Origin of the sequence: Pseudomonas sp. NFX71 (assembly GCF_048079215.1) — a bacterium.
GTDB lineage: Bacteria > Pseudomonadota > Gammaproteobacteria > Pseudomonadales > Pseudomonadaceae > Aquipseudomonas > Aquipseudomonas fluorescens_B.
Genome location: NZ_CP182230.1, coordinates 5,394,743 through 5,411,782, shown reverse-complemented (window position 1 = coordinate 5,411,782; position 17,040 = coordinate 5,394,743). Strand labels below are relative to the sequence as shown.

The 17,040-nt window shown below is 60.7% G+C and carries 19 protein-coding genes; 15 read left to right on the top strand and 4 right to left on the bottom strand.

Features of this window, described 5'->3' with window-relative positions:
- Nucleotides 1–176 precede the first annotated feature (176 nt).
- From ACM1ZW_RS25185 to ACM1ZW_RS25160, 6 genes are all read left to right on the top strand, one after another.
- A complete protein-coding gene (locus ACM1ZW_RS25185; protein ID WP_017338894.1) occupies nt 177–968 on the top strand; it encodes a CbbQ/NirQ/NorQ/GpvN family protein in 792 nt (263 codons plus the stop codon).
- Nucleotides 952–1,539, top strand: coding sequence for a cytochrome c oxidase subunit 3 family protein (locus ACM1ZW_RS25180; protein ID WP_416739587.1), 588 nt, complete (start codon nt 952–954; stop codon nt 1,537–1,539). The genes ACM1ZW_RS25185 and ACM1ZW_RS25180 overlap by 17 nt, the downstream gene beginning before the upstream one ends.
- Nucleotides 1,540–1,549: 10 nt before the next feature.
- Nucleotides 1,550–1,807 carry a cytochrome C oxidase subunit IV family protein gene (locus ACM1ZW_RS25175; protein ID WP_031318934.1) on the top strand — a complete coding sequence of 86 codons (258 nt, stop codon included), beginning with the start codon at nt 1,550–1,552 and terminating at the stop codon, nt 1,805–1,807.
- 155 nt (nt 1,808–1,962) lie between these two features.
- Nucleotides 1,963–2,403, top strand: a complete 441-nt coding sequence (locus ACM1ZW_RS25170; protein WP_416739586.1) for a c-type cytochrome — start codon at nt 1,963–1,965, stop codon at nt 2,401–2,403.
- A 3-nt stretch (nt 2,404–2,406) separates the two neighbouring features.
- Nucleotides 2,407–3,834 (top strand): cbb3-type cytochrome c oxidase subunit I, encoded by a 1,428-nt coding sequence (locus tag ACM1ZW_RS25165; protein WP_414880427.1) that lies wholly within the window; start codon nt 2,407–2,409, stop codon nt 3,832–3,834.
- Nucleotides 3,835–3,912: 78 nt separating this feature from the next.
- The gene (locus ACM1ZW_RS25160; protein ID WP_414883851.1) at nt 3,913–5,754 is read left to right on the top strand and encodes a nitric oxide reductase activation protein NorD; all 1,842 of its coding nucleotides are present in this window, start codon (nt 3,913–3,915) and stop codon (nt 5,752–5,754) included.
- A gap of 15 nt (nt 5,755–5,769) precedes the next feature.
- On the opposite strand, the gene ACM1ZW_RS25155 is transcribed toward ACM1ZW_RS25160, so the two are convergent.
- Both ACM1ZW_RS25155 and ACM1ZW_RS25150 read right to left on the bottom strand, forming a co-directional pair.
- A complete protein-coding gene (locus tag ACM1ZW_RS25155) occupies nt 5,770–5,970 on the bottom strand; it encodes a hypothetical protein (protein WP_017338889.1) in 201 nt (66 codons plus the stop codon).
- Nucleotides 5,967–6,650: a Crp/Fnr family transcriptional regulator gene (locus tag ACM1ZW_RS25150; protein WP_416739585.1), complete on the bottom strand. Its 684-nt coding sequence runs from the start codon at nt 6,648–6,650 to the stop codon at nt 5,967–5,969. Before ACM1ZW_RS25150 ends, ACM1ZW_RS25155 begins: the two co-directional genes overlap by 4 nt.
- A gap of 483 nt (nt 6,651–7,133) precedes the next feature.
- On the opposite strand from ACM1ZW_RS25150, the gene ACM1ZW_RS25145 reads away from it, so the two are divergent.
- Together ACM1ZW_RS25145 and ACM1ZW_RS25140 are read left to right on the top strand one after the other, a co-directional pair.
- Nucleotides 7,134–8,324: an NnrS family protein gene (locus ACM1ZW_RS25145; RefSeq protein ID WP_416739584.1), complete on the top strand. Its 1,191-nt coding sequence runs from the start codon at nt 7,134–7,136 to the stop codon at nt 8,322–8,324.
- 28 nt (nt 8,325–8,352) lie between these two features.
- Nucleotides 8,353–8,790, top strand: coding sequence for a CopD family copper resistance protein (locus tag ACM1ZW_RS25140; RefSeq protein WP_145307128.1), 438 nt, complete (start codon nt 8,353–8,355; stop codon nt 8,788–8,790).
- 136 nt (nt 8,791–8,926) lie between these two features.
- On the opposite strand, the gene ytfE is transcribed toward ACM1ZW_RS25140, so the two are convergent.
- Nucleotides 8,927–9,601 (bottom strand): iron-sulfur cluster repair protein YtfE, encoded by a 675-nt coding sequence (gene ytfE / locus ACM1ZW_RS25135; RefSeq protein ID WP_017338886.1) that lies wholly within the window; start codon nt 9,599–9,601, stop codon nt 8,927–8,929.
- 155 nt (nt 9,602–9,756) lie between these two features.
- Between ytfE and norR the strand changes: the two genes are divergently transcribed.
- The 7 genes from norR (at nt 9,757) to ubiT (ending at nt 16,532) form a co-directional block, all read left to right on the top strand.
- Nucleotides 9,757–11,286: a nitric oxide reductase transcriptional regulator NorR gene (gene norR / locus ACM1ZW_RS25130; RefSeq protein ID WP_017338885.1), complete on the top strand. Its 1,530-nt coding sequence runs from the start codon at nt 9,757–9,759 to the stop codon at nt 11,284–11,286.
- Nucleotides 11,287–11,374: 88 nt separating this feature from the next.
- Complete coding sequence (gene pdxH, locus ACM1ZW_RS25125) at nt 11,375–12,022, top strand: pyridoxamine 5'-phosphate oxidase (RefSeq protein ID WP_416739583.1); 648 nt, start codon at nt 11,375–11,377, stop codon at nt 12,020–12,022.
- Between the two features lie 243 nt (nt 12,023–12,265).
- Nucleotides 12,266–12,820 (top strand): molybdenum cofactor biosynthesis protein B, encoded by a 555-nt coding sequence (gene moaB / locus ACM1ZW_RS25120; RefSeq protein ID WP_010460206.1) that lies wholly within the window; start codon nt 12,266–12,268, stop codon nt 12,818–12,820.
- Nucleotides 12,817–14,052 carry a gephyrin-like molybdotransferase Glp gene (gene glp / locus ACM1ZW_RS25115; protein WP_416739582.1) on the top strand — a complete coding sequence of 412 codons (1,236 nt, stop codon included), beginning with the start codon at nt 12,817–12,819 and terminating at the stop codon, nt 14,050–14,052. Before moaB ends, glp begins: the two co-directional genes overlap by 4 nt.
- Nucleotides 14,053–14,174: 122 nt before the next feature.
- Entirely contained in the window at nt 14,175–15,170 is a 996-nt protein-coding gene (gene ubiU, locus ACM1ZW_RS25110) for a ubiquinone anaerobic biosynthesis protein UbiU (RefSeq protein ID WP_416739581.1), read from the top strand.
- Nucleotides 15,171–15,180: 10 nt separating this feature from the next.
- On the top strand, nt 15,181–16,068 hold the full coding sequence (locus ACM1ZW_RS25105; protein WP_414880433.1) for a U32 family peptidase: 888 nt from the start codon (nt 15,181–15,183) through the stop codon (nt 16,066–16,068).
- Nucleotides 16,065–16,532 (top strand): ubiquinone anaerobic biosynthesis accessory factor UbiT, encoded by a 468-nt coding sequence (gene ubiT, locus ACM1ZW_RS25100; RefSeq protein ID WP_416739580.1) that lies wholly within the window; start codon nt 16,065–16,067, stop codon nt 16,530–16,532. Before ACM1ZW_RS25105 ends, ubiT begins: the two co-directional genes overlap by 4 nt.
- Before the next feature lie 78 nt (nt 16,533–16,610).
- Here ubiT and ACM1ZW_RS25095 read toward each other — a convergent pair whose 3' ends face one another.
- Nucleotides 16,611–17,036, bottom strand: a complete 426-nt coding sequence (locus ACM1ZW_RS25095) for a putative zinc-binding protein (RefSeq protein WP_017338878.1) — start codon at nt 17,034–17,036, stop codon at nt 16,611–16,613.
- Between the last annotated feature and the right edge of the window lie 4 nt (nt 17,037–17,040).

Here is a 17,040-nt window from a genome sequence, read left to right as displayed (position 1 = left end):
TTTGCGATGTGCTGAAACGGCAGCGCAGAACGCAGGTTCTTAGTGCCGTGCAAGGCTATGCCCGAGCAGGCCATTGTTCGCTTGACGACGATCAAGTTTGCCGGCCATCTCACTTGCCAGGTTGTCGCAGGGGCCCGTAGCGTGTTCCTTGAATCCGCTTTTGGAACAGACAGCCCATGGACCGTAACCCGTCTTGCGAACCCTTCTATCAACCGCTCAATAATGAGGAGGCGCTGTTCGAGCAAGCCTGGCGACACGGCATGCCGGTGCTGATCAAAGGCCCGACGGGATGCGGCAAGACCCGCTTTGTCCAGCACATGGCCCATCGGCTGAAACTGCCGCTGTACACCGTGGCTTGCCATGACGATCTGAGCGCGGCCGACCTGATCGGCCGCCACCTGATCGGTGCCCAAGGCACCTGGTGGCAGGACGGACCGCTGACCCGGGCGGTGCGTGAAGGCGGCATCTGTTACCTCGACGAAGTGGTCGAGGCGCGTCAGGACACCGTGGTGGTGTTGCATCCATTGGCCGATGATCGTCGTGAACTGTTCCTGGAACGCACCGGCGAAGTGCTGAAGGCGCCGCCGTCCTTCATGCTGGTGGTCTCCTACAACCCCGGTTACCAGAACCTGCTCAAAGGCATGAAACCCAGCACCCGCCAACGTTTCGTGGCGATGCGTTTCGACTATCCACCGGTGGCCGACGAGGAACGTATCGTGGCCCGGGAAGCCCAGGTGGACAACGCGCTGGCGGCGCAAGTGGTGCGGTTGGGCCAGGCGCTGCGCCGGCTCGATCAACATGATCTGGAAGAGGTCGCCTCAACGCGGCTGCTGATTTTTACCGCGCGCATGATCCGTTCCGGCATGACCCCGCGTGAGGCCTGCATGGCCTGCCTGGCCGAGCCGCTGAGTGATGATCCGCTGACCGTTGCGGCGCTGATGGACGTGGTTGATGTCCACTTCGGTTGAGTCCAGCGGTGTGGCGCCCAGGCATTTGCCGGGCGATCTGGCGATGTGGTTTTTCATACTGGCCGAGCTGTCGGTGTTCGCCATCCTGATCCTGGCGTTCGCCGTCACCCAAGCGATCAAGCCGCAGATGTTCAGTGAAAGCCGCCTGTTGCTGAACACCTCAACCGGGTTGGCGATGACCCTGAGCCTGCTCACCGCGGGGCTGTTCGCCGCGCTGGCGCAGGAGCAAGTCAGGCGCTCACGGCCGCGCCACGGTGCGGTCTTCCTGCTGATGGCGTTACTCGCCGCCAGTGTCTACGTGGTGCTGAAACTCACGGAATACCGGCACTTGCTGGCCTCGGGACTGGGCATTGAGCACAACACCTTTTTCACCCTCTACTGGATCCTCACCGGTTTTCATTTTCTCCATGTACTGCTCGGTATGGTCATTCTCGGGTGGCTCGCGGAGCGCTGTCGCCGTGGCCTGTACAACGCCGCCAACCGCAGCGGGCTTGAATCGGGTGTGCTGTATTGGCACATGGTCGATCTGATCTGGGTGGTGCTGTTTCCGCTGGTCTACGTGCTGAGTTGACGAGGTTCTCATGTCTGTTTCCAGGGTATTGCTCGTCTGTTGGGCGGCGCTTGCCACGTTAAGTGTGTGCACGGTGGCGTTGGCCCACGTTGGCTCGACATCGCTGCTGTCGATGGCCATCTTGCTGGTGGCGGTGGGCAAGGCGTGGCTGATCACCGATGGCTTCATGGAGATGCGCCACGCGCCGCGACTGTGGCGCCGGTTGATGTTGAGCTGGGCGCTGGTGTTGGCAACGGTGATCGGGATGACACTGATGTCGTTCCGCTGAAGGAATACTCATGTGGGAGCGGGCTTGCTCGCTCCCATTCGATTTGCGTTGTCAGTAATACCCGACCAAAACCATCTGTCTTTCTTGATCGCCATCAAGCAGGTTTCAACCCTTCGCTTCCTATCATGGACGGGCCAAGCAAAGAGGAAGCGACCATGTCAGAGACCTTCACTAAAGGCATGGCCAGGAATATCTACTTCGGGGGAAGCATCTTCTTCTTCCTGATATTCCTGGCCTTGACCTATCACACGGAACAAACCTTTCCGGCCCGCAGCAATGAGGCGCAGCTCACCGAATCCGTGGTGCGCGGAAAGTTGGTCTGGGAGCAAAACAATTGCATCGGCTGCCACACGCTGCTGGGCGAGGGCGCCTACTTTGCGCCTGAGCTGGGCAACGTGTTCCAGCGGCGCGGTGGGGACGCGGGCTTCAAACCCTTTCTGCATGCCTGGATGAAAATGCAGCCACTGGGCGTACCCGGCCGGCGCGCGATGCCGCAGTTCAAGTTGAGTGACCAGGAGGTGGATGACATCGCAGAGTTCCTCAAATGGAGCTCGAACATCAACACCAATGGCTGGCCGCCAAACAAGGAGGGCTAAGCGATGAGCATTGCTAATCCGCATCTGAAATTTGCCTCGCAAGCCGTGGCCAAACCTTACTTCGTGTTCGCCCTGATGCTGTTTCTCGGTCAGGTGCTGTTCGGGTTGATCATGGGCCTGCAATACGTGATAGGGGACTTTCTGTTCCCGATCATTCCCTTCAACGTGGCGCGGATGGTGCACACCAACCTGCTGATCGTCTGGCTGCTGTTCGGGTTCATGGGCGCTGCCTATTACCTGATTCCGGAAGAGGCCGACCGCGAACTGCACAGTCCGAAGCTGGCGATCATCCTGTTCTGGGTCTTCGCCGCCGCGGGTGTGCTGACGATCCTGGGCTATCTGCTGGTGCCGTATGCCGGCCTGGCCAGGCTGACCCACAACGAACTGTTGCCGACCATGGGCCGGGAGTTCCTGGAGCAACCGACCATCACCAAGATGGGCATTGTGGTGGTGTGCCTGGGCTTCCTCTACAACATCGGCATGACCCTGCTCAAAGGTCGCAAGACCACCGTCAGCATGGTGATGATGACCGGGTTGATCGGGCTCGCGGTGTTCTTCCTGTTCTCCTTCTATAACCCCGGCAACCTGGCCCGCGACAAGTTCTACTGGTGGTGGGTGGTGCATCTTTGGGTGGAAGGCGTGTGGGAACTGATCATGGGTTCGATGCTCGCGTTTGTCCTGATCAAGATCACCGGGGTAGACCGGGAAGTCGTGGAGAAATGGCTGTATGTGATCATCGCCATGGCGCTGATTACCGGGATCATCGGCACCGGTCACCACTTCTTCTGGATCGGTGCGCCTGAGGTCTGGTTGTGGGTCGGTTCAATCTTCTCGGCACTCGAACCGCTGCCGTTCCTGGCCATGGTGATCTTCGCCTTCAGCATGGTGAAGAACCGCCGCCGGCAACACCCGAACCGCGCCGCCACCCTGTGGGCCAAGGGAACCGTCGTCACAGCGTTCTTCGGTGCTGGCGTCTGGGGCTTTTTACATACCTTGGCACCGGTCAACTTCTACACCCACGGTTCGCAACTGACGGCGGCGCACGGCCATCTGGCTTTCTACGGTGCTTACGCGATGATCGTGATGACCTTGATCAGCTACGCCATGCCACGACTGCGCGGGTTGGGTGAAGCAGGCGATGAGCGCTCGCAGACCTTCGAAATCTGGGGCTTCTGGTTGATGACCCTGTCGATGGTGATGATCACGCTGTTCCTCACCGCAGCCGGTGTCGTTCAGGTCTACCTGCAACGCTGGCAGGTCGATGGTGTCGCGTTGCCCTTCATGGCCACGGTCGAACATCTGCAGGTGCTGTTCTGGGCCCGTTTTGGCGCCGGTCTTGGTTTCCTTGCGGGACTGCTCTGTTACCTGTTCAGCTTCAAACAACGTGGCCGCGCAGCCTTGCGCGCCCCGGCGGCCGTGGTGCCTTCATGAGTCGCTGTCAAGGCTAGAAAAGGTCGGCCCGGCTGATACAGCGGGCCGTTTTTTTGCTTTACAAAAAGGGCAATGATCATGGCCTTTACCGTCGAACTGGAAGAGTGGGTCGGCAGCGTCTGGCATCGCTTCATCACCCGGCGCGCCAGCCCGGACTTCCCCGAAGCACGCGTCGAACTGGCCAGCCAGCAACGTCCGCTGGCGCTGCTGTTTCGCGCCATGGGCGGCGCCAGTGGCATCGGTGTCGAAGCCGCCAGCGACCGCGATCTGCTGTTGCGGCGCAACGTGTTGCAGCAGATCGCCGGCACCTGCAAGCAAGTGCCCCTGGCGTGGTGCGATGCGAGCAACCTTCGTCTGCCGTCGAGCCTCGCGGTGTTTCCCGAAGTCGCGCTGAACGAAGAACTCTATCGTTGGCTCGCCTTGCTGGCGGCACAGGCCGGCCAGATGCGGCACTGGGGCCGGGACAATCAACGCTGGACGCAACTGCTGTTAGGGCGTTATCCCGCGTTGCGTGCCAGGTACAAACGTCTGGTCGATGCTCACCTGCAATTGCGCCCGGATCCGGCCACATTGAGTAGCGGCGAAGCGGCCCTGGAACGGGCGTTATGCCAGGCGCTGCGCGAGCCCGGCAGTGTCGAACATTTTCCCCGCAGCGAACGGGCCGCGTGGCCGTTGCCGCTGTGGTTGTACCCGCCGCAAAACCTCGCGAGCCCTCAGGCTGCCGACCTGGGGGAGGAGTCCGAAGAATCGTTGACGACCCCGCCCGGTGAGCAAAAGGGCGCAAGCAAACGCGCCAAGCGGATAGATGAAAGCACCCGTGACGGCGGGTTGTTAATCGTGCGTCTGGAGAACCTGTTCAGCTGGACCGAACACGTGGACCTGGATCGCTGGTCGGACGACAGCGAGGACCCGGACGCGGCCAAAGTCGCCGAGGACCTCGACGAGTTGAGCCTGTCGCGCACCCGTCTGCGCAAGGGCGGCGGCCTCAAGCTGCACCTGGATTTACCGCCGGCCGATGTCGACGATATTCCCCTGGGCGAGGGCATCAAGTTGCCGGAGTGGGACTATCGCAAACAGCAGATGCAAGACGCCTTCGTCAATCTGCAAATGATGGTGCCCCGGGACTGCGAGGCGCAGCCACTGCCGCCACGGCTGAAAGCTTCGGCGCACCGTCTGCGGCGCCAGTTCGAGCACCTGCGCAATGACCGCCAATGGTTACGCCAGCAACCCCAAGGGTCTGAACTGGATATGCAGGCCTGGCTGGATTTTCACGTTGAACGCGAGCATGGCCAGTGTGCGGAACGCGGTTTGTTCATGGAACAACGGCAGACACGCCGTGACCTGGCGTGCCTGTTGCTGGCCGATGTGTCGATGTCCACCGACGCGCACCTGAACGATGAGCATCGGGTGATTGATGTCATCCGCGACAGCTTGCTGCTGTTCGGTGAGACCCTGTCGGTGCTCGGTGATGATTTCGCCCTGTACGGGTTTTCCTCGTTGCGCCGTCATCAAGTGCGGATGCAGGAACTCAAGTCTTTCACCCAGCGTTATGACGACAACACCCGCGGTCGTATTCAAGGGCTCAAACCGGGTTATTACACGCGCATGGGCGCCGCCATCCGCCAGGCCACCCAACTGCTGGGCGAGAGCAAGCGCCGCAGCAAACTGTTGCTGCTGCTCACGGATGGCAAACCAAACGATCTGGACTTGTACGAGGGACGTTACGGCGTTGAAGACACCCGCGAAGCGGTGCTGGAGGCGCGGCGCAAGGGGTTGACGCCGTTCTGCATCACGATTGATCGCGAGGCCGGGGAATACCTGCCTTACATGTTCGGCGCCAATGGCTACACCTTGATCCGTCAGCCCGAGCAATTACCCCTGCGATTGCCGCAGCTGTACCGCCAGTTGACCCAACCTTGAGGGGGGCACGCAGCATCAACTGCTGCCGCGTGGCAGCCAGAAAAACATCGCCACGCAGAAGATCGTCAGGCCAATGCAGAACCACGTGAATCGGCGCAGCCGACGTTGCGCCGCGTGTGCGGCCAATACCGGCAGGGGCATGCCGCACTGGAGGCACTCGGTTTCTTGTGCGGGGTTGGCGCGTTGGCAATACAAACAGACGGGCAGGGCACTCACTCGAACTGTTCCAGGCGCAGACGATCAAGAATGGCGATCTGGCGGCCGTCCTGGGTGATGATGTTTTCATCGATCAGGCGACGGATGATCCGCGAAAAGGTTTCCGGCTGGATCGACAGGTGCCCGGCAATCAGTTGCTTGGCCATTGGCAGTTCGAATTGGCTGCCAACGGTTTGCTGGCGCACCAGTTGCGTCAGCAGATAACGCACGACCCGGTGGGTGGCGTTTTTCAGTGACAGGGTTTCGATTTCGTTGACCCGTTGATGCAAGCGAACGCACAGCTTGCCGAGCAGCGCAAAGGTCAGTCGGCTGTTACTTTGCAGCAGGCGCATATAGGTGTTGTTGGATAACCGATAGAGCTGAGTGGGGCAGATCGCTTCGGCCGAGGCCACATAGTCCGGGGTGTCCATCAGCATCATCGCTTCGGCGAAGGTTTGCCGGTCACCAATGACCTCAAACACTTTCTCCTGCCCGTCCGGCGTCAGGCGATAGATTTTCACCGCGCCGGCAATCACGAAATAGAACGAGTCAGCCGGCTCGCCCTGACGGAACAACGGTTCGCCTTTGTCGATGCTCAGCAAATGGCTGGTACTCATCAACTCATCCAGCTGTTCTTCGTTCAACGGCTCGAACAAGTGGTGACTGCGCAGAATCTGGTGATGGACGCGATGAAGCACCATAAGAATTCATCCTGAGGTTTGAGGAGGGGATGGCGATCAAGTCAAACGAGGCCCAGCGAGACACCGCTGGCCAACGCCAGCACCGAGGTCAGCACAACAAACCAGGCCAATGGCTGGATGACTTTTTTCATGACGACTCCTGGGGATCGAGAAGGATCAGGTTTTCCTTGATTTCTGAACCATTGAGCAAGACGCGGGCCATGCCTGGAGTCCGTTGTTTACTGGGGTTGTCAGATAGGAGGGTGAAAACGACCACGGAGTTTAGGGTTGAAATAACCCTTAAATGGTCATTTCTACCCTGAGCCGGTCCCACAGGGGGCAGGTCCTCTCACCACAGCGGGCGAATGAACATCAGGGCACGGCCCTTGCACACTTGATCTGCGACAAAGGCAATTAATCGTCAATACCCGATGATTGCCCCCGGACTTGCCTCGACGCGTGTGGGTTGGCGTCAGGTCAGCAGCAAGGTAAAGGAGTAGCTTTATGCAAGTGCTTGACCGCCGTAAAGCGATGGCTATCGCGCCGCTGTTGCGTTTGGCCTTTCGGCCATTTTTCCTCGCCGGCTGCCTGCTGGCGGTGCTGGTCATTCCGCTCTGGCTGTTCGCCTTCAGTGGTGAGCTTTCCGGCTGGCAGCCGGCGGGTGGCTGGCTGGGCTGGCATCGACACGAATTGCTGTTCGGATTCGGCTTGGCGATCATCGCCGGCTTTCTGCTGACGGCGGTGCAGACCTGGACCGGTCGTCCCGGCATCAGCGGGCAACCACTGGCCATGCTGGCGCTGCTGTGGTTGTTGGCGCGCGTGGCCTGGCTGGTCAATGCACCGTTGCCGGTGCTCGCGGTGCTGGAACTGGCGTTCCCGCTGGCGGTGGCTGCGCTCATGGGATTCACCTTGTGGAAGGTGCGGCAGAAACGTAACTACCCCATTGCGGTGGTGTTGCTGCTGTTAGCGGCGGCCGATGGGTTGTCCCTGTATGGTCTGGTCGAAGGTCATGAAGGCTGGCAGCGTCAAGGCGTGTTGACGGGTCTGTGGCTGGTGGCGGCAATGATGGGTTTGATCGGTGGGCGCGTCATTCCGTTCTTCATCCAGCGCGGCCTCGGCAAGGTCGAGGGCGTTACCCCTTGGCCGTGGCTGGATTGGCTGCTGCTTATTGTCTCACCGCTGGTGGCGTTGCTCTATGCCGCGGGACCTGCGCTTGCCCCCGATTTCTGGGTGGGCCTGTTGTTCGCTGTGTTGGCCGCAGGGCATCTGGTGCGCCTGGTGCGCTGGCATGATCGCGCCCTCTGGCATGTGCCGTTGTTGTGGTCGTTGTACCTGGCTTATGCCTGGTTGGCGGTGGCCTGTCTCGGGATGGCGCTGTGGCATTTCGGTGTGCCGATCAATCCGAGTCTGGCGGTGCATTGCCTGTCCATTGGCGCCATGGGTGGCCTGGTGCTGGCGATGATTGCACGGGTCAGCCTGGGGCATACCGGCCGCGCGCTGGAGCCGCCGTCGGGCATGACCCTGGCGTTCATTCTGCTCAACCTGGCCTGTCTGAGCCGGGTCGTGTTGATCCTGTTTTTCCCCTTGCCGGCGTTGTGGCTGGCCGGTCTGTGTTGGGTGCTGGCGTTTGCGCTATACGCCTGGCGCTATGGGCCGATGCTGTTGCAGTCCCGGGTGGACGGCCATCCGGGCTAAGCACGCTAACTGATGGAGGCTGCCGGTGATGTATCCCTTTTTACTGGTCACCCACTTGCTGGCGGCGATTGCCTTCATCGGCACGCTGTTTTTCGAGGTGGTGATCTGGCACAACGCCCGCCAGCAGGTGGCGGTTAGCGCGCAAACGAGCGCCGATCAAGCGATTGCAGTGCGTTCGCGCAAGGTGCTGCATGGCGTGGTGTTGCTGTTGTATGGCGCCGGTATCAGCCTGGCGTGGCAACACCGGGGTGTATTGAGTCAGCCGCTGGCGAGCAGTTTTGGTACGCTGCTGAGCCTGAAGATCATCCTGGCCCTGAGCATCATCGGCCATTATTTTCTGCTGGCGTACTGGCTGAAAAGCGCATGCCTGACCACGACGCGCGCCACTTGGATTCGCCGCAGCATCCTCGGGCACATGGTGCTGATCGTGATCCTGGCCAAGGCCATGTTCTATTGGCACGGTTGATCGCGCTGGAGAACCCGCAACCCTGTAACGGCGCCATTCGCGAGCAGGCTCGCTCCCACATTGGGATACCGTTCCCCTGTGAGAGCGAGCTGGCTCGCGAAAGCTGTGTCACTGGTTTTGTATGACCCGCAATCGATCAATGGCGAGGTTTAAGTGCGTTGACGAACAACACGTTGTTTTCCAGATGGATGTGTTGCATCAAGTCATCACGGAACTCCAGCAGCCCGCGATACAGGGCACGCCAGGTATTACAGGCATCGGCCGGCGGGGTGATGTTGTTGGTCAGCGCAAGCAGCCTTTCCAATGCTTCGCCATGTTGATCATGTTCAAAGCGCAGCACCTGGATCGGCGGTGCGGCCTGAGGGCCGATGCCTTGTTGCAGCATCGGGAAGAGCACTTGTTCTTCCTTGAGCATGTGGCCTTCAAGTTCTTGTTGCATGTCGGTCAAGAGATCGGCCAGGCCGTTGGGGCAACTGCTGCGGGCACCATGGACCTGCTCGACTCGGCGGGCCAGACGAATCAGCTCCGGCAGTTGTTCGCGATGGCGGGCGTGGTAGCGCGCCAGAAGATGGGCGATCAACAGCTCCGAGGGTTCGTTGCGCCAGTCGTGCTGGGTTTCGCCGGTGTCTTGCAGCCGGTGCAGCGCATCGGCAATCAGGGCCGGATCAAGGCCTTTGCCAGCGGCTGCTTCAAGCAGGCTTTTATGCCCGCCACAACAGAAGTCCAGTTTAAAGGTGTGGAAAATCCGCGTGGCGCCGGGAATGTCGCACGCCAGTTGGCCGAGGCTTTGTTCCAATAGGGTCAGGCTCATCAGGGGTTCCTTGTTTGGATTTCAACGGTTCCCCAAGCTCATTGCACCCGGTATGCCATATTTAACGCATTGAAAAATATGGCTTAATTTTTAGTTGTGGTGATAGACACCCGGACGCTTTAGGGTGAATCCAACCATAGAGGGTAATAACTACCATGCTGCGTGAAAGCCTGGCGGCCGACCTGATCGTCGAGTTGCCGAATGCTGTGCGGTTGCAACGTTTGGTCCAGACCCTGCGCGAGTACTTCAACAGTGGCGCCGTGGGATTGCTGCGTCTGGATGACGACAGCCTCAGGCCGGTCGCGACGGTGGGGCTGGTGCATGAAGCGTTGGGCCGCCGGTTTGTCATCGCTCAGCATCCGCGGCTGGCGGCGATCATGGCGTCGCGCGAACCCACCTGGTTCGAGCCCGACAGTCGGCTGCCGGATCCCTATGATGGCTTGCTCGACAATCACGCCGGCGAACCGATGCCAGTGCATGACTGCATGGGCGTGAGCCTGTATGTGGAAGGTCGGATCTGGGGGGCGATCACCCTCGATGCGCTGCATGCCGGGACCTTCGACAGCCGTGCGCGGGAAGAACTCAAGCGCTGCACCTTGCAGATCGAAGCCGCCGTGCGAGTCACCCGACTGGAACAGGAAAACCGCAGCCTGCGCTTGTCCCGCAGCGATATTCAAGACGTACGCAGACCGGCGGACGAAGGCGAAATCCTCGGGCAAAGTGAAGTGCTGCACCAGTTGCTCAATGAACTGGATGTACTGGCCGATTCCGAGCTGCCGGTGTTGCTGCTGGGCGAGACCGGCGTCGGCAAAGAGCTGTTCGCCCGGCGCTTGCATCGTCTGTCGCGTCGCAGTCATAAGCCGCTGGTGCAGGTCAACTGCGCTGCTTTGCCGGAGTCTCTGGCGGAAAGTGAATTGTTCGGCCATGTCAAAGGCGCGTTTTCCGGCGCCACCAGTGACCGTGCCGGGCGTTTCGATGCGGCCAACGGCGGCACGCTGTTTCTCGATGAAGTGGGTGAATTGCCATTGGCTGTGCAGGCGAAACTGCTGCGCACCCTGCAGAACGGCGAGATCCAGCGCCTCGGCGCCGACAAGCCGTTGCACGTCGATGTGCGCATCATCGCCGCGACGAACCGGCACCTGCCGGACAGCATCCGCGATGGCTTGTTTCGGGCGGATTTGTATCACCGGCTCTCGGTCTATCCGGTGCCGATTCCGCCGTTGCGCGAGCGGGGTAACGATGTGTTGATGCTGGCCGGGCACTTCCTTGAGCTGAATCGGGCGCGGCTTGGCTTGCGCGGTTTGCGTCTGTCGCCGGCCGCCGAGCGCGCGCTGCTGACTTACAGCTGGCCGGGCAACGTGCGCGAGCTGGAACATGTGATTAGCCGAGCCGCGTTGAAGACGCTCAGCCGCGGCACGAGTCGCACCCTGATCATGACGCTGGAACCCGAGATTCTGGACCTCGACAGTGCCATGGGCGGGCAGGGCGTGGTCGTCGAAAGTCCTCTGGACGAAACGGCTGACGCGCCGTTCCAGCCCCTGGGGGAAGCGGTCGACGATTACCAGCGCAAGAAAATTCTCCAGGCCTTGAGCCTGTCCGGGGATAACTGGGCCAGCGCCGCGCGGATCCTGGAAATCGATCCCAGCAACCTGCACAAACTGGCGCGGCGGTTACGCCTCAAGTAAGGCTGGGCATGCTCAGTGTTGATGGTGATCAAGGTGCTGTTGCGCGAAGTCTCGCACGCTGGGCAGAACCTTTTCGGAGATCACCCTCATGCCGCTTTCCCTGGCACAGATGCGCCGCAACTACATCCTTTTTGGCCTGCAAGACGAGGCGGCGCTGGACGACCCGCTGGCCATGTTCCGACAGTGGATGCAACTGGCCCGCGACACCGAGCCCGCGCCTGTCGAAGCCAACAGCATGGTGTTGGCGACCGTCGACAGTGAAGGTCGCCCGCACTGTCGGGTCCTGCTGCTCAAGGGCTTTAGTGATGAAGGCTTCACGTTTTTCGGTCATTACCAGAGCGACAAGGGGCAGCAATTGGCTGCTAATCCGTATGCTGCGATGACCTTTTTTTGGCCGGGGCTGGAGCGTCAGGTGCGGATCGAGGGGCAAGTGTCCAGGCTCGCCCCGACGCTGTCGGATGCGTACTTCGATTCCCGCTCACAGGACAGTCGCCTGGGCGCCTGGGCCTCACCGCAAAGCCGACCATTGGCCAATCGGGCCGAGCTTGAGTCGCTGTTGATACAAACCACCCAACGGTTTGCCGGCCAGGCCGTGCCGCGGCCCGAGCACTGGGGCGGCTACTGCTTGCAGCCTGATCGCCTGGAATTCTGGCAAGGCCGTGCCGACCGCTTGCATGACCGTCTCGATTACCGGTTGCGCGATGGCGTATGGCAACGGAACCGCTTGGCACCTTGAACCCGCAGAACGCGCAGCGATGGAGAACAATGTGGGAGCGAGCCTGCTCGCGATAGCAGTGGGTCAGTCGACATCAATGTTGCCTGACAAGCCGCTATCGCGAGCAGGCTCGCTCCCACAGGTATCGTGTGGCCTACACGTTCTTCATATGTCCCTGTAGAGGTACCTCCTTGGAGGAATAGGCTCATCGGGCATTCCAGTTCAGGCTTTGCCCCATACCCTCATTTACGGGAAGGCTTGGATATGGCCCATCTGGCGCAACGCACGTTTGAACCCCTGAACATTGCCGTGCTGACCATCAGCGATACGCGCACCTTTGACACCGACACCTCGGGGCAGACCCTCACGGATTTGCTGCAAACGGCCGGGCATGTATTGATCGATCGTGGTCTGGTCAAGGACGACATTTATCAGATCCGCGCCAAGGTTTCCCACTGGATCGCCGACCCCAAGGTGCAGGTGGTATTGATGACCGGCGGCACCGGTTTCACCGCGCGCGACAACACACCACAAGCGGTTTTGCCGTTGCTGGACAAACACGTGGAAGGCTTCGGTGAACTGTTCCGTCAGGTGTCCCTTGCGGAAATCGGCATGTCCAGCCTGCAATCCCGGGCATTGGCAGGGATGAGCAATGGCGTGCTGGTGTGCTGCGTTCCGGGTTCGCCGGGCGCGTGTCGAACGGCCTGGAACCAGATCCTGCTCGAACAGCTGGACAGCCGCACCGGCCCATGCAATTTCGCCCCCCATTTGAAACCGCAAGGGCAACGGGTCGTCGACGCCTGCGAGACCCGCTCATGACCGGCCGGGTGTGTGACCTTGGTCACTTGATGCCGGTGGACGAGGCCATCAATCGTTTGCTGGACCAGGCACCGCCGCCGCCCCTGGCGCAAAAGATCGACCTGGATCAAGCCTTGGGTCGGGTGCTGGCGGCGGACATTCATTCCCCCGTCGACCTGCCGGCCTGGGACAACAGCGCCATGGACGGTTATGCCCTCAGGGCCGCTGACCTGCCACCGGAGGGTGGCTGGTTGTTGATTGGCGGACGAATCGCAGCGGGGGATTCGGCGTGCTCACCGTTGCTCGCGCAGCAAGCAGTGCAGATTTTTACCGGTGCACCATTACCTGCAGGCGCCGACACCGTGGTGCCACAGGAGCGTTGTCGGATCGAGGGCAAGCGCGTGTGGTTCCCGCCCGTCAATACTGGCGATCACGTGCGCAAAGAAGGTGAGGAGGTTCGCCGCGGCGACCTGTTAATCCAGGCCGGCAAACGTCTGCGTGCGCAAGAAGTGGGATTGCTGGCTGGCGCTGGCATCGGGCGGCTCGAGGTCTATCGACCGTTGCAGGTGTGCTTGCTCAGCAGTGGCAATGAACTGCGTGAGCCGGGTGATTCATTGGCGCCCGGGCAGATTTACAACAGCAATCGTTACTGCCTCGCCGCGTTGTTGAGCGGTTGGGGGGTCGAGGTGCATGACTATGGCGTCATGGCCGATGAGTTGGCCGCCAGCCGGCATGCGTTAAGCCTGGCGTCTTCGGAATGCGACCTGTTGTTGAGTTCCGGTGGCGTCTCGGTGGGTGAGGAAGATCACCTCAAACAAGCGATCGAGGAACTCGGCAGCCTGGATTTCTGGCGGCTGGCCATTCAGCCGGGCAAGCCGCTGGCCTTCGGCGAAGTCGCCGGCAAACCCTGGATCGGCATGCCGGGCAATCCTTCGGCGGCGCTGATTACCGCGTTGGTGGTGGTGCGCCCGTTCCTGCTCAGGGCTCAGGGCGTCAGCGATGTGTTGCCGGCGCCACTGGCCGTGCCCGCCGGGTTCGATTGGTTGCAGCGCAACAAACGTCGGCAGTACCTGCGGGCTCGGCTGACACCCGGTGCTGATGGTCAGTTGAGCGTGGAGCTGCACCCCCAGCAAAGCTCGGCGATGTTGACCGCCGCGTGCTGGGCCGATGGTCTGGCGGTGATCGAGTGCGAGCAGCAAGTGCTCAAGCACGACAACGTGATGTTCCTGTCCTTCGCCGACCTGATGCATTGATCGCAATTGATTGCCGTCAAGGCTGTGCCTGCCGGTTTCGCTAGACTGGCAGCGCCTTTTTCGATCGCTGTGCCACAGGCATCGGGGGAGGGTTCAGACGCGTTTTCCCATGAGGATTACCCATGCAACTGGTCTGCCCGGCAGGCAACCTGCCTGCGCTAAAAGCGGCGGTGCGCCAAGGCGCCGATGCCGTTTATGTCGGTTTTCGCGATGACACCAATGCCCGGCATTTTGCAGGGCTGAACATGGACGACAAACAATTCGACGCGGCGGTCGCCCACATTCGTCAGCATCAACGAAAACTCTATGTCGCGGTCAACACCTACCCGCAACCCAAGGGCTGGGAACGCTGGCAGCGCGCGGTTGATCGCGCCGCCGATTTTGGCGTGGATGCGCTGATCGCCGCCGACCCCGGCGTACTCAACTACGCCAGCCAGCGGCATCCGCAACTGGCGCTGCACCTGTCGGTACAGGGCTCGGCGACCCATGCCGCGGCCCTGGAGTTTTATGCGCAGCGCTACGGAATTCGTCGCGCGGTACTGCCACGGGTGTTGTCGTTGGCGCAGGTGCGTCAGGTCGCTGCAAGCAGCCCGGTGCCCATCGAAGTCTTTGGCTTCGGCAGCTTGTGCATCATGGCTGAAGGGCGTTGCCATCTGTCTTCGTACATTACCGGTGAGTCGCCGAACCTCTGTGGCGTCTGTTCGCCGGCCAAAGCGGTGCGCTGGAGCGAAGACGCCGACGGCTTGAGTGCACGGCTCAGTGAAGTGCTGATCGACCGTTACACCCCTGAGGAATCCGCCGGTTATCCGACCCTGTGCAAAGGCCGTTTCCTGGTCGGCGGCAAACGCTTTCATGCGCTGGAAGAACCCACCAGCCTCGACACCCTGGACTTGCTGCCGGAATTGACGGCCATCGGCGTCGAGGCGGTCAAAATCGAGGGCCGGCAACGCAGCCCGGCGTATGTCGAACAAGTCACCCGTGTCTGGCGTGCGGCGCTGGATGCCCATCGTGGTTCGCCGGGCAGTTTTCGGGTCAAGGAGGAATGGCGACGGGTGTTGGCCGGTTTGTCCGAAGGCAGCCAGACCACTTTGGGTGCTTACCATCGATCATGGCAATGAGGGAGGCGACATGAAGCTCAGCCTTGGACCGGTCCTGTTTTATTGGGACAAAGCGCAACTCAGCAACTTTTACGCCGAGATGTCGGCCTTGCCCCTGGATGTGATTTATCTGGGGGAAACCGTGTGCTCGAAACGCCGGTCATTTTCATTGGATCAATGGTTGGGGCTGGGGCGCGAGTTACAAGAATGCAGCCAGGCACAACTGGTTCTCTCCAGCCTGACGCTTATCGAAGCGGCCTCCGAACTCTCTAGCCTGCGGCGGCTCTGCGACAACGGCCAACTGTTGGTGGAAGCCAACGACATGGGCGCGGTGCAGTTTCTGGCCGAGCGCAAGTTGCCGTTCGTGGGCGGTCCTGCGCTGAATGTGTACAACGGGCATACGCTCACGCAACTGCTGGACGGCGGGATGACCCGTTGGGTGCCGCCCGTGGAGTGTTCGGCGACGCTGATTAGCGATGTGCTCGATCAGGTGCGGGAACTGGGTCGAGAGGTCCCGGAAGTCGAGGTCTTCGCTTATGGGCATTTGCCGTTGGCCTATTCCGCACGCTGCTTCACCGCGCGGGCGGAAAACCGGCCCAAGGACGACTGCCAGTTTTGCTGCATCAACTACCCCGACGGCCTGCCGCTGACCAGTCAGGAAGGGCAGGCACTGTTCACCATTAATGGCATTCAAACGATGTCGGCCGAGGTGACCAATCTCCTGGCCGATTACGCAGGGCTGGTGGCCTGCGGCGCTGATTTGTTGCGACTGAGCCCTCGTTATCAAGGCATGGCGCAGGTCATTGCCGCCTATCAACGGGTTCGTCTGGGCGAGACACCGCCGGTGTTCGTCGACGGCTGTAACGGTTACTGGCATGGCCAGGCCGGCATGTTGCGCGTCGAAGAGGTCGGCCTGTGAATCGGAAGAAGTGGCTGCTCAAAGGCGCCGACCGGTTGTTGCCGTTGGTGCGCCGGGTGCCTTTTGCCGTGCAGCGTCTGGCGTTGCAGCAGGCGCTCAATCGCTGCCTCGCGGAGCCGTTGCGCGACGGCGAGTTTGAAGTGTTGCGTGGGCGCTGGTTGTGCTTGCGGATTCCGGACCTGGGGTTGTCCTGGTTTCTTACGCTGACCAGTGAAGGGTTGCGAATTGCTGAACGCGCCAACGCGCATGTGACCATCAGTGGTAACTGGCGTGAGTTTTTATTGCTGGCGAGTCGTCAGGAGGATCCGGATACGTTGTTCTTTCGCAGGCGTTTGGTAATTGAGGGTGATACGGAGTTGGGGCTGGCGCTGAAGAACCTTATCGACAGCCTCGATCCAGATGTGTTGCCGGTTTGGCTGTGGCGCAATCTGGAGCGGGCAGGGAAGGGGTTGGCGGCGCAGTAGAACCTGCAAACGCCGGTCAAAATGTGAGAGCGGGCTTGCTCGCGAAGGCTGTGTGTCAGTCAACATCAATGTTGAATATCAGTCCGCCTTCGCGAGCAGGCCTGCGCCCACATTAGAATGTATTTGTTCCACAGACTGGCGGGCATCACTGGCGATCAACTGCTTGATCCCTTCAAACAACTCATCCCCCTGCGCCTCCGTACAGTCCTCGCCAAAGCGTTTGCGCAACCCGTAATGGCTAAGAATCAAATGCACATCCGCGTGCAAACCATGCTGCTTCAGGCAGTTTTCGACGCATTGCAACGGACAACCATCCAAAGCAAAAATCCGCCGTCCCGAGCGTGCCTTGTTGACCAACGCCGCCACGTGCCCGCCGACCCCGACGATGCAGGACATTTCCGCCAGTCCGCTGCGATCAAGCCGCACGGCCAGGGTATTGGCCAGTTGGGCAACGTTGGAGCAGCCTGAGCAGGAGTAAATCAGGGGCAAGGTTGAACGGGACATGAGC

Excerpts from the sequence above, each read along its gene's own strand:
- ACM1ZW_RS25185 (WP_017338894.1), top strand. The coding sequence starts at position 177 with ATGGACCGTAACCCGTCTTGCGAACCCTTCTATCAACCGCTCAATAAT.
- ACM1ZW_RS25180 (WP_416739587.1), top strand. The coding sequence starts at position 952 with ATGTCCACTTCGGTTGAGTCCAGCGGTGTGGCGCCCAGGCATTTGCCG.
- ACM1ZW_RS25175 (WP_031318934.1), top strand. The coding sequence starts at position 1,550 with ATGTCTGTTTCCAGGGTATTGCTCGTCTGTTGGGCGGCGCTTGCCACG.
- ACM1ZW_RS25170 (WP_416739586.1), top strand. The coding sequence starts at position 1,963 with ATGTCAGAGACCTTCACTAAAGGCATGGCCAGGAATATCTACTTCGGG.
- ACM1ZW_RS25165 (WP_414880427.1), top strand. The coding sequence starts at position 2,407 with ATGAGCATTGCTAATCCGCATCTGAAATTTGCCTCGCAAGCCGTGGCC.
- ACM1ZW_RS25160 (WP_414883851.1), top strand. The coding sequence starts at position 3,913 with ATGGCCTTTACCGTCGAACTGGAAGAGTGGGTCGGCAGCGTCTGGCAT.
- ACM1ZW_RS25150 (WP_416739585.1), bottom strand. The coding sequence starts at position 6,650 with ATGGTGCTTCATCGCGTCCATCACCAGATTCTGCGCAGTCACCACTTG.
- ACM1ZW_RS25145 (WP_416739584.1), top strand. The coding sequence starts at position 7,134 with ATGCAAGTGCTTGACCGCCGTAAAGCGATGGCTATCGCGCCGCTGTTG.
- ACM1ZW_RS25140 (WP_145307128.1), top strand. The coding sequence starts at position 8,353 with ATGTATCCCTTTTTACTGGTCACCCACTTGCTGGCGGCGATTGCCTTC.
- ytfE (WP_017338886.1), bottom strand. The coding sequence starts at position 9,601 with ATGAGCCTGACCCTATTGGAACAAAGCCTCGGCCAACTGGCGTGCGAC.
- norR (WP_017338885.1), top strand. The coding sequence starts at position 9,757 with ATGCTGCGTGAAAGCCTGGCGGCCGACCTGATCGTCGAGTTGCCGAAT.
- pdxH (WP_416739583.1), top strand. The coding sequence starts at position 11,375 with ATGCCGCTTTCCCTGGCACAGATGCGCCGCAACTACATCCTTTTTGGC.
- moaB (WP_010460206.1), top strand. The coding sequence starts at position 12,266 with ATGGCCCATCTGGCGCAACGCACGTTTGAACCCCTGAACATTGCCGTG.
- glp (WP_416739582.1), top strand. The coding sequence starts at position 12,817 with ATGACCGGCCGGGTGTGTGACCTTGGTCACTTGATGCCGGTGGACGAG.
- ubiU (WP_416739581.1), top strand. The coding sequence starts at position 14,175 with ATGCAACTGGTCTGCCCGGCAGGCAACCTGCCTGCGCTAAAAGCGGCG.
- ACM1ZW_RS25105 (WP_414880433.1), top strand. The coding sequence starts at position 15,181 with ATGAAGCTCAGCCTTGGACCGGTCCTGTTTTATTGGGACAAAGCGCAA.
- ACM1ZW_RS25095 (WP_017338878.1), bottom strand. The coding sequence starts at position 17,036 with ATGTCCCGTTCAACCTTGCCCCTGATTTACTCCTGCTCAGGCTGCTCC.